The sequence below is a fragment of the Streptomyces afghaniensis genome (genome assembly GCF_044327915.1).
Classification (GTDB): domain Bacteria; phylum Actinomycetota; class Actinomycetes; order Streptomycetales; family Streptomycetaceae; genus Streptomyces; species Streptomyces afghaniensis.
In genome coordinates, this window is record NZ_JBIRGJ010000005.1 from 619,555 (window position 1) to 630,315 (window position 10,761).

A 10,761-nucleotide genomic window follows, 5' to 3' on the forward strand; every position below is an offset into this window, starting at 1 on the left:
GCGGAATCGTATGGCGGCCGGACAGGTCTTCTTGGCTGAAACATGCCAGTCAGTCGGCCCGAGGAGTCACCCCCCGATGCCCAGCGTCATGTCCGCCGAGATACGTACCGTCCCGACGAGCGGCAGATCCGCGCCTGCCCGAGGCCACGCCCCGCGGCTCGACATCCAGGGGCTGCGCGCGGTGGCCGTCGGGCTGGTGGTGCTCTCCCATGCCGGCGTGTCCCGGGTCAGCGGCGGTTACATCGGTGTCGACGTCTTCTTCGTGATCTCCGGCTTCCTCATCACGTCGCTGCTGCTGCGCGAACTCGCCACCACCGGCCGGGTGTCGGTCCGTTCCTTCTACGCCCGCCGGGCACTGCGGCTGCTTCCCGTCTCGTCCCTCGTCATCGCCGTCACGCTGGGCGCGGCCTGGCTGTTCCTGTCGAAAGCGCGGCTCGCCGAGTACGCGGGCGACGCCCTCGCCAGTGCGCTGTACGCGGTCAACTTCCGGCTGGCGGCGGCCGGTACGGACTATCTCGCCCAGAACAGCCCGCCGTCACCGTTCCAGCACTTCTGGTCGCTCGCCGTGGAGGAGCAGTTCTACCTGGTGTGGCCTCTGCTCCTGCTGCTCACCTGGCGGGTCGCCCGCGGTCGGCGCCGACTGGTCGCGGTGCCGCTCGGGGTGCTGTGCCTGGGGTCGTTCGCGGCGGGCGTTCTCGTGACGGACTCCTCGGCGCCCTGGGCGTACTTCGGCTCCCTCACCCGGGCATGGGAACTGGGCGCCGGCGCGCTCCTGGCGCTGGCCACCGGCCGGCTGGAACGACTGCCCGCCGCCCTCGCGGCCCCGCTGACCTGGCTCGGCCTGGCCTGCGTCACGCTGGCAGCGCTCTGGTACGACGACGAGACGCCCTTCCCCGGCCACCACGCCCTCCTGCCGGTCGCCGGCACCGCGCTCGTGCTGGCCGGCGGCTGTGCTCCCACCTCGCAGGGCGCCGGGTGGCTGCTGGGGCGGCGACCGCTGGTGTGGCTCGGCGGACTCTCGTACGGCTGGTACCTGTGGCACTGGCCGCTGCTGGTCATCGCCCCGGTGGCGCTGGGCCGCGCCGACGGCACGGCCGACGTGCCGCTCGCGCTCGGGCTGTCCGCGGCGGCGCTGGGCCTTGCGTGGCTGACCCTGCGCCTCGTGGAGAACCCGGTCCGCTTCCACCGGTCCTTCCGCGGGCGCCCCCGCCGAGCCCTGGTGCTCGGGGCCGCGCTGTCCGCGGGCGTCTCGGCGCTGTCCCTGACGGCGACGGCGGTCCCGCCGACGATCGAGGTGGGCGACCCCGCGCCCGCGCTGGCGCGGTCACTCTCCGACGCACCGGCCCCGCAGGCCCGTCTCACCGAACTCCTGACGACGTCCCCCACCGCCCTGCCGAGCAACCTCGCCCCGCCCCTGCCGAAGGTGAAGTCCTCCCGCTCCGCGGTCTACCGGGACGGCTGCCACGCCGACCACTCCACCACCCGAGCCCGGCCCTGCGTCTACGGCGACCGGTCATCCTCCCGCACGATCGTCCTCTTCGGCGACTCGCACGCGGCCCAGTGGTTCCCGGCCCTGCAACGGCTCGCGACCGCACGCGGCTGGAAACTGGTTTCCTTGACGAAGGCCTCCTGCAAGGTCGCCGACGTGACCATCGTCAGCGGCCACAAGCCGTACACCGCCTGCGACACCTGGCGCTCCGACGCCATTGCGAGGATCAACACACTGCGCCCCGACCTGGTCGTCGTCTCCTCCTCGGACGCCGGCGACCCGGCCCGCCCGGCCGCCGACCCCCTCCACCAGTGGACCACCGGCTTCGAGAACACGTTCCGTGACCTGGGCACCTCCGGCGCCCGGGTCGCCGCCCTGCTCGACACGCCATGGCCCAAGGGCGACCCGATCGACTGCGCCGCCGGGAACTCCGTGCAACTGCGCTCCTGCGCCCATCACCTGCCGGAGGCGACCCGCGACGCGACCCGTGGCGCAGCCATCCGGGCCGCCGCATCGGCAACGGCCACCACAGTCATCGACCCCACCCCCTGGCTCTGCGCCTCCCGCACCGGCATCTGCCCCGTGGTCGTCGCCGACACCGCCGTCTACCGCGACGACAGCCACCTCTCAGAGGCCTACGCCGAGGCGCTCACCCCGGTTCTGGCGCCGTCGCTGGATCGCCTCATGGGCGCGCGCTGAGCACCAAGAGCAAGGGGAGCCGCTGAGGCCCGTCATCCGTCCGAGGTCCTGAGACTCGCCACCGTTTCGCGGATCGTCGGGTGACGGTACAGCTCCCGCAGGCGCAAGGGCGGGAGGCCACGGGCGCGCAGGGCGGCGGTGATGCGGACGGCGAAGAGGGAGTTGCCGCCGAGTTCGAAGAAGTCATCGTCCGGGCCGACCGGGACGCCCAGGATGTCGCTCCAGATCTCCGTCAGGGGCGCGGTGAGGTCGTCAGTGGCCGTAGCCGCCCTGGCGGGGACCGCGTTCCCGGGTGCCGGTGGGCGGCCGGCCGGGGGGAGCTTCGTCGGGTCGAGTTTGCCGTTGGGCGTCAGCGGGAGCGTGTCCACGGGCGAGACCGTGGCGGGGAGCATGTAGTCGGGCAGGATGCCCGCTGCCCGTTCGCGGATCGTGGTGGGGTCGGCCCCGGGTGACAGGACCACGTAGGCGTCGATCCTGGCCGTGGCGGCGTCGGCCGGGTCGTCGCGGCGTACGACGACGGCCGCGGTGCGCACGGCGGGGTCCTCCAGCAGGACGGAGCGGATCTCGTCGAGTTCGATGCGGAAGCCGCGGATCTTGACCTGGCTGTCGATACGGCCGAGGTGTTCGAGGCGTCCGTCGGGGCGCAGGCGGCCGAGGTCGCCGCTGCGGTACATCGTGCCGCCGGTGAAAGGATCCGGTACGAACCGCTGGGCCGTCAGTTCCTCCTGGCCCAGGTAGCCGAGTGCCACGCCGGAACCGCCCACGCAGATCTCGCCCGCGACTCCGGGGGGCAGGAGCCGTCCGTACCGGTCCAGCACATACAGGTGCCAGCCGGGCAGGGCACGGCCGACCGAGCGGGTGGCGGCGAGCGCCAGTTTCCGGGTGAGGGTCTGCTCGGTGACATGGACGGTGGTCTCCGTGATGCCGAACATGTTCACCACGCGGCAGCCGGACTCCGGGTGCCGGTCGAACCACCGCAGCAGCACCCGGGCGTCGAGAGGTTCGCCGCCGAAGACGACCACCCGTACGCCCACCTCCGTGTGGTCCACCTCCAGCAGCTGCGCGAAGGCCGAGGGGGTTTGGCTGAGCACGGTGACCTTCTCGGCCACGAGCAGATCGCGGAAGCGGTCCGGTTCACGGGAGACGAAGTACGGCACCACGACCAGCCGTGCGCCGGTCAGCAGGCAGCCCCAGATCTCCCACACCGAGAAGTCGAACGCGCTGGAGTGGAACCACGTCCATACGTCCGCCCCGGTGAGCGCGTATTCCTCGCGCGTCGCGTCGATCAGGGCGATCACGTTCCGGTGCGGTACGACGACGCCCTTGGGGCGGCCGGTGGAGCCGGAGGTGTAGATGACGTAGGCCGGGTCGTCGGGTGACGGGTGCGGCAGGCTCGCGCCGCTCGCGGCGGCCGTCTCGTCGAGCAGTTCGTCCGGCGTCACCTGAACGCGCCCCGCCACGGACGGGAACCCGGGAAGCCGGGTGACCACCACACCCAGCTCCGCGTCCCGTGCCGTGTGGGCGAGCCGGTCGGCCGGGTAGGCCGGGTCGACGGGCACGTACGTCGCACCGGCCTTCAGTACGGCGAGCAGGGTGACGACGAGTTCGGCGGAGCGCTCCAGGCATACGCCGACGCGGTCGCCGCCCGTGACGCCGAGCGCCCGCAGGCGCGATGCCGAGTGTGTTGCGCGCTCGTCGAGTTCGCGGTAGGTCAGACCGGTCTCGCCGTCGGTCACGGCGATGCGGTCCGGAGTCGCGGCGACGACCCGGGCGAACGCCTCCGTCACGCTCATCGGCGCGGTGGCCGGGGCACGGGGCGGGCGGCCGAGTGCCACCGTGCGGGTCCGCTCGGCCTCGTCGAGAAGCTCGACCTCGTCCATCCGCGTCTGTGGGGCGTGCAGTACCTGGTGGTGCACATGTACGAGGTGCCGTACGAACTGCGTGGCGATGTCCGCCGAGACATGGCTGCTCCGGTGGTCACAGCGCAGCCGCAGGCCGCCGGAGTCCCGGAAGACGGAGACGGTGAGCGGGAACGGGGGCGCCAGACAGGGCACGTACTCGCCCTCGGCCCCACCCTCGCCCACCCCACGGTCGTCGACAGGGTTGCCGAACAGCAGGCCTGCGAGCACCGGGCCCGACGCGGGCGACGGTTTCGACTCGCCGAGCGTGGCGGCCGGTTCGACGGTGAATGCGCCCTGATCCGTGCCGATGACCGGCTGGGTGTCGGGGTCGTAGCGGCGCAGGGTGACGGCGAGTGCCGTGAGCCAGCTCGCCTCGTCGCCTTCGTGCTCCAGCAGGACGGAGAAGGCGGTCTCGGGGCCGTCGTCGGCCAGGCCCCAGGCCGGAGCGGGCGCGGGAGCCGGCGCTGCCGCCGCACGGCGGGGGCCGCGTCGCGGGGCCACGACGATCAGGTCGCACAGGCCGTCGGCGTACCGGAGCAGGACTCGGCGGGGGGCGCGGGCCGGGCGGGCGAGTTCGGCGGCGCGGCGGCGTTCGGCGAGCGGGTCCGTGGACGGCACGGGGAGGTCGTCGATCCACACCCCCTGTCGGCCGGTGGGCTCCTGGGAGGGGGCCGGGCGGACGCGCATCGCGTGCCAGTGGGCGGGGGCGGGGAGGGGATCGGGCGGCGAGGCGGACACGGCCGTACTCCTTGGTGCGGGGAGAGCGTGAGATACGGAGATCGACGAGCGGGAAGGGGCGCTCAGCGGATGCTGAACCCGCCGTCCACGGTCAGGACCGATCCGGTGATCTGCCGGGACTCGTCCGAGGCGAGGAAGACGACGGCGGCGGCGACGTCCTCGGGCTCGATCAGCGCGTTCATGGGCTGTGCCGCGGCGAAGGTCTTCTCGTGTTCGTGGACGGGCACCTCCAGCGCCCTGGCGATCTCGGCGAGCATCCGGCCCTCGGCCCGCGCGTCGTCGCGCACCGAACCCGGGCAGACCGCGTTCACGCGGACCTTCGTGGGCGCGTAGTCGAGCGCGGCGGCCTTGGTGAGACCGATGACGGCGTGCTTGGCGGCGACGTACCCGGCGAAGTGCCGGTAGCCCACCAGCCCGGCCGTCGACGCCACGTTGACGATGCTTCCGGCGCGCCGGGCGCTCATCGCCTTGCCGACCTCGCGGATCACCCGCCAGGCCCCGGAGAGGTCCACGTCGATCATCAGGGACCACTCGTCCTCATCGATCTCGTGGACCGGTTTGCCCGAGGGAGCGGCGATGCCCGCGTTGTTGACGGCGACGTCGATCCGGCCGAACCGGTCCTCGGCGCGTGTCACGGCCTCCCGTACGGCGTGCAGGTCGCGGATGTCGGCCTCGGAGGTGAGGACCGCCGCTCCCGCCTCCCGGCACAGCGCGGCGGTGTGCTCCAACTGGCCCGGCGTGCCCAGCGGATAGGGCACGCCCGGCAGGTCGGCGCAGATGTCCAGGAGGGTGAGGTCGGCGCCCTCGGCCGCGCAGGCGACCGCCGCGGTCCGGCCGAGTCCGCGGGCGGCGCCGGTGATGAGGACCGACTTGCCTTGCAGCCGCATCGGATACTCCTTGGGAGTCGTGAGGGGGGCGAACGCTCAGCGCAGCGTCGAGACGATGAGGCCGACCAGGGCGGGCGCGGACTCGGTCAGGTACATGTGGCCGCCGGGGAGCTCGACGTGCTCGAAGTCGCGGCCGGTCGCCTTGCTCCAAGAGGCGGCGTCGTCGTGGGTGACGAGGTCGTCGTCCTCGCCCCGGACGACCGTGAGGGGCGCGTCCAGCGGGAGGCGGGTGCTCGGTACGTAGTTCTCGTGCATCTCGACATCGGCGCGCAGGGCCGGCAGGACCAGCTCACGCATCTCGGGGTCGTCGAGCGCGGGGTGGCTGTAGCCCGCCAGTTCGCGGACGCGGGTGAGGAAGTCCTCGTCGGACAGGCCGCCGGCCCGCTGTTCACGACCGCGGTCGGGCACCGGCGACCCGCTGACGAAAAGGTGGACGAGCTCGACACCGGGCTCGGCGACCAGACGGTGGGCCAGTTCGTAGGCGAGTACGGCACCGAGGCTGTGCCCGAAGAGGGCAACCCTGTGGTCACCGGCGCCGAGCCGTTCCCGCAGCTGTACCACGAGTCCGTCGACGGCCCTGTGCACATCCCGGTATGGCTCGTCGTCGATGAGCCTTTCACGGCCGGGCAGTTGCAGAGGCAGGATCTCTGCCGCGTCCCCGGCCAGGGCGGCCCAGGGGCGGTAGAACGAGGCGCCCGCTCCGGCATACGGAAGGCACACGAGCTCGAGGGCGTCGGGTGCGTCGGTCCGGTCATCCGTGGGCATGGCAGTCGGTCTCTCCTTGGTGGGGTGGTACGGGGTTGACTGGTCCGGGGTCACTCGCCCATGGCCTCGATCAGGCTGGCCGGGCGCATGTCGGTCCAGTGCTCGTTGACGTGATCCAGGCAGGACTGACGGCCGGCGGCGCCGTGGACGATCGTCCAGCCGGCCGGCACCTCGGCGAACGCCGGCCACAGGGAGTGCTGGCCTTCGTCGTTCACCAGGACGTAGTGCTCGATGCTGTCGTCGTCGAAGGGGTTGGTGGTCATCTCTCTCCTCCTGGGGGTGTGGTCACTTCCGGAGATGGCTGTCCAGCACCGGTCCGACGCGGTCCAGTGACGTGGGACGGGTCATCTCTCCGTGGGTGCAGGGGATGTCGTGGTTGCGGATGCGGCCTTCGACGTACGGCTGCCAGGAGCCGTACCGTCCGTGCACCGCGTCCGGATCCGCCTCGGCGGTGAAGAACAGCAGGTCGCCGCGGTACGAGGTGGGGGCGAACTCGCCCAGCAGGCGGCGGTTGTTCGCCGTCACGTCGACCAGCGCGGCCAGCTCCGCGTCATCGAGGCTGCCGGGCATGTCCGGTACACGGCGGACCAGTTCGGCGAAGCGGTTGTCCGTCAGCGGCTGCGTCTCGTCCTCGGGCACTTCGCGGCCGAGGATGGACAGGAGACTGCGCAGCAGTGCCGGGCGGTCGGAAGGGGCAGGGCCCTGCCGAAGCCAGGCTCCGGGGAAGGAGTCCAGCAGCGCGAGGAGTGCGACCTGCTCTCCGGCCGCCTGGAGGCCGACGGCCACGTCGTACGCGACGAGGCCGCCCATGGAGTAACCGAGCAGGTGGTACGGGCCGTGCGGCTGGATCTCTCGGACACGGGCGGTGTGCTCGGCCACCACCTCGGCCAGGCTGCCGGCCGGCTTCTGCCCGGGGATCAGACCACGGGACTGCAGACCGTACAGCGGGCGGCCCGGTTCGATGTGGCGGGCCAGTCCCGCGAAGCCCCAGGCCAGGCCGGAGGCCGGGGGGAGACAGAAGAGGGGGGCGCGGTCGCCTCGGGTACGCAGGGGCAGCAGGGGGCCGAGAGGCGCCGTACCGGACTGGCCGGGCCGGTCGGCGCACGGCGCTTCCGGTGCCTCGTGTCCGGTGGTCCGTCGGGCCAGCGCGGCCACGGTCGGTGTGTCGAAGAGGGCGCGCATGGGCAGTCGGGTGCCGAGCTCGGCACGGATGCGCGAGGTCAGGCGGGGGGCCAGCAGGGAGTGGCCGCCGAGGTCGAAGAAGCTGTCGTGGACGCCGACGCGAGCGGTGGTGAGTCCGAGGACCTCAGCGAAGATCGCCCGCAGGGTCTCCTCCCGCCCGGTACGCGGCGCCGTCTTCGCCGTGCACCGCGTATCCGGCGCGGGCAGCGCCTTGCGGTCCAGCTTGCCGCTGGCGGTGCGGGGGAGCGAGCCCAGACCGGCGAACGCCGAGGGGACCATATGGGCGGGGAGGGTCCGGCCGAGGTGCTCGCGGAGGTCGTCGGCGGTCGTCGCCGCACCCGGGAGCCGCGATCCTCCCTGGACTCCCGGCTGTGCCCCTTCGGACGGGACAACGTACGCGACGAGTTGTTTCTCGCCGCGGCCGTCCTCGCGTACCGTGACCGCCGCCTGCGCGACGGCGGGGTGGGTGGCGAGGACGGCCTCGATCTCGCCCAGTTCGATACGGAAGCCGCGGAGCTTCACCTGCTGGTCGGCGCGGCCCAGGAAGCGCAGCTGACCGTCCGGGCCGCGCACCGCCAGGTCACCCGTGCGGTACATGCGCTCACCCGGCCCGCCGAACGGGTCGGCGACGAACCGCTCGGCCGTCATCCCCGGGTGGCCGAGGTAGCCGCGCGCGGGGCCGCCACCCGCGATGTACACCTCGCCGACAGCTCCGTCGGGCACGGGATGCAGGGCGTGGTCGAGGAGGTGGACGTGGTTGCGGGCGAGGGCGCGGCCGATGGGCGGGGCCGCCTTGTCGTCCGGGTGGGCGTCCGACTGCCAGGCGGTGGCGTAGACCGTCGCCTCGGTGGGCCCGTAGAAGTTGACGAGCCGCGCCCCGGGGAAGACGGCCTCGATGTCGGCACGGAGCTGTTCGGAGATCGGTTCCCCGCCGAGGGCCACGGTGTGCGGGGACACGGCCGGCCGTTCGGCGAGCACGGTCGCCATGACCGTGGGCACGCCGCTGATCAGGCCGACGTCCCGGGCTGTGCCGTCGGTGAGCGCCAGCAGGTCCTCGACGATCTCGACCCGGCCCCCGCACAGCAGCGGCGAAAAGATCTCGAACACCGACACGTCGAAGTTGAGCGAGGTCGAGAACAGCACCCTGGCCAGCCGGTCCGGACCGAACTCGGCATGCGTCCACTCGACGAACTCGACGGCGTTCCGGTGCGTCGCCAGGACGCCCTTGGGGCGGCCGGTGGAACCGGACGTGTAGGTGATGTAGGCGAGGTTGGACGGGCTCGAGTACTCGGGCTCGATCGGCTGCCGACTGCCTTCGCTGCCTGGATCGAGCAGCGGCGTACCCTCCGGCAACGCTCCCGCCGTCTCCGTCGTGGCGAGGACGACGACCGGCCGGGCGTCGGCGACGATGTACGCCAGGCGGTCGGCCGGGTACGCGGGGTCGAGCGGCAGGTAGGCCGCACCGGTCTTCAGCACCGCGAGGACGCCGGCGATCAGCTCGGCCGTACGGGGCAGGGCGATGCCGACGACCCGCTCGGGGCCCGCGCCCAGGGCGGCGAGCCGGGCGGCCAACTGCCCGGCCCGGGCGTCCAGTTCCCCGTAGGTGAGGTGGGTGCCGCGGTCGAGTACGGCGTCGGCGTCCGGGGTGGCCGCGACCTGGGCCGACCAGAGGTCGCCGAGGGTACGGCCCGGGGGCGGCGGGAGCTCGGGGTGCCGGGGGAGTTGCCCGGGTGGGAGGAGACCCAGGCGGCCCTGCGGGAGCTCGGGGCCGGCCGCCATGGCCTCCAGGATCCGCATCAGACGGGCGAGCGTGGCGTCGGCCCAGTCGGCGTCGAACAGGCCGGGTCGGTAGGCCAGCCGGAAGCGGGGCCGGGGGCCGGGCAGGGCCACGAGGGTCACCGGGTAGTGGGTGGCGTCGCGACCGCTGGAGCCGGTGACGTGGAGGCCCTCACGCTCTCGGCTGTCCCCGCCCGCACTGCCCGTGCCCTGGACGACCCCGCCCCCACCCATCGCCTCCGGGTCCACTGGATAGTTCTCGAAGACCAGGAGCGTGTCGAAGAGTTCCGGGACGCCGACGGCCCGCTGGATGTCGGCCAGGCCGAGGTAGTGGTGGTCGAGGAGGCGGACGTAACCCTCCTGGACCTGGTGCAGCAGGTCGCCCAGGGTGTCGGCGGGGCGCAGCCGGACGCGGGTCGGGATGGTGTTGATGAACAGGCCGACCATCGACTCGACGCCGGGCAGTTCGGCCGGGCGGCCGGAGACGGTGGTGCCGAACACGACGTCGTCACGGCCCGTCAGCCGGCCCAGCAGGATCGCCCAGGCGGACTGGACCAGGGTGTTCATGGTGACGCCGAGGCTCCGGGCGCGGGCCGTGAGCGCGGCCCCGGTGCCGGCCGGCAGCTCGATGCGCGCCTGCGCGAGGTCCGTGGTGCCCGGCGTGGCGGACGGGGCCAGCCGGGTCGGTTCCGTCACGCCGTCCAGCGCGTCCCGCCAGGCGGCCTCGTCGGCGGTGCGGTCCCGGCCCTCCAGCCACTGGAGGAAGTCGCGGTACGGCGGGACGGGCGTGAGCACGCGGGAGTCGCCGTCGGCGGCGTACACGGCGAGCAGTTCCCGGAGGAGTACGGAGACCGACCAGCCGTCGAGCAGGACGTGGTGGTGGGTGACGAGCAGCCGGTGGCGGCGCTCGCCCGTGCGGACCAGGGTGCAGCGCAGGAGGGGAGGGGAGGCCGGGTCGAACCCGCGCCCCCGGTCCTCGTCCAGCAGCCGCGCCCACGCCTCCTCCGTGTCGACGCCCTCAGCCGTCAGGTCGGCCTCCGCCCAGGGAAGCGTCGCCCGGTGCGGGACGACCTGCACCGGCTGGCCGCCGCGCCGCCGCCGGAAGGCCGCCCGCAGATTGGGGTGTCGGTCCAGCAGCGCCTGGGCCGAGGCGCGCAGGCGGTCGGCGTCCACCGGGCCTTCGAGTTCGAAGACCAGCTGTACGAGGTACACGTCGGGGGCGTCCCGTTCGTGCTCGTACAGGGCGTGGAAGAGCAGACCCTCCTGGAGCGGGGTCACGGGGAGTACGTCGGCCGGCGCGGGCTGCGTCATGTCGTCTCGTCTC

The 10,761-nt window shown here is 73.0% G+C and carries 6 protein-coding genes; 1 reads left to right on the forward strand and 5 read right to left on the reverse strand.

Annotation, left to right across the window (positions count from 1 at the left end):
• The first annotated feature begins 76 nt into the window (after window positions 1-76).
• Window positions 77-2,188, forward strand: coding sequence for an acyltransferase family protein (locus ACH4G3_RS21440; RefSeq protein WP_397625992.1), 2,112 nt, complete (start codon window positions 77-79; stop codon window positions 2,186-2,188).
• Between the two features lie 32 nt (window positions 2,189-2,220).
• Here ACH4G3_RS21440 and ACH4G3_RS21445 read toward each other — a convergent pair whose 3' ends face one another.
• From ACH4G3_RS21445 to ACH4G3_RS21465, 5 genes are all read right to left on the reverse strand, one after another.
• Window positions 2,221-4,776, reverse strand: coding sequence for a non-ribosomal peptide synthetase (locus ACH4G3_RS21445; RefSeq protein WP_397626184.1), 2,556 nt, complete (start codon window positions 4,774-4,776; stop codon window positions 2,221-2,223).
• A 113-nt stretch (window positions 4,777-4,889) separates the two neighbouring features.
• Window positions 4,890-5,714 (reverse strand): SDR family oxidoreductase, encoded by an 825-nt coding sequence (locus tag ACH4G3_RS21450; RefSeq protein ID WP_397625993.1) that lies wholly within the window; start codon window positions 5,712-5,714, stop codon window positions 4,890-4,892.
• Between the two features lie 36 nt (window positions 5,715-5,750).
• The gene (locus ACH4G3_RS21455; protein ID WP_397625994.1) at window positions 5,751-6,479 is read right to left on the reverse strand and encodes a thioesterase II family protein; all 729 of its coding nucleotides are present in this window, start codon (window positions 6,477-6,479) and stop codon (window positions 5,751-5,753) included.
• Window positions 6,480-6,529: 50 nt separating this feature from the next.
• Window positions 6,530-6,742, reverse strand: coding sequence for an MbtH family protein (locus ACH4G3_RS21460; RefSeq protein WP_397625995.1), 213 nt, complete (start codon window positions 6,740-6,742; stop codon window positions 6,530-6,532).
• A 22-nt stretch (window positions 6,743-6,764) separates the two neighbouring features.
• Complete coding sequence (locus ACH4G3_RS21465) at window positions 6,765-10,748, reverse strand: amino acid adenylation domain-containing protein (protein ID WP_397625996.1); 3,984 nt, start codon at window positions 10,746-10,748, stop codon at window positions 6,765-6,767.
• Window positions 10,749-10,761 lie beyond the last annotated feature (13 nt).

What these genes read in the sequence shown, in the direction of transcription:
- ACH4G3_RS21440 (WP_397625992.1), top strand. Translation starts at nt 77, where the DNA reads ATGCCCAGCGTCATGTCCGCCGAGATACGTACCGTCCCGACGAGCGGC.
- ACH4G3_RS21445 (WP_397626184.1), bottom strand. Translation starts at nt 4,776, where the DNA reads ATGCGCGTCCGCCCGGCCCCCTCCCAGGAGCCCACCGGCCGACAGGGG.
- ACH4G3_RS21450 (WP_397625993.1), bottom strand. Translation starts at nt 5,714, where the DNA reads ATGCGGCTGCAAGGCAAGTCGGTCCTCATCACCGGCGCCGCCCGCGGA.
- ACH4G3_RS21455 (WP_397625994.1), bottom strand. Translation starts at nt 6,479, where the DNA reads ATGCCCACGGATGACCGGACCGACGCACCCGACGCCCTCGAGCTCGTG.
- ACH4G3_RS21460 (WP_397625995.1), bottom strand. Translation starts at nt 6,742, where the DNA reads ATGACCACCAACCCCTTCGACGACGACAGCATCGAGCACTACGTCCTG.
- ACH4G3_RS21465 (WP_397625996.1), bottom strand. Translation starts at nt 10,748, where the DNA reads ATGACGCAGCCCGCGCCGGCCGACGTACTCCCCGTGACCCCGCTCCAG.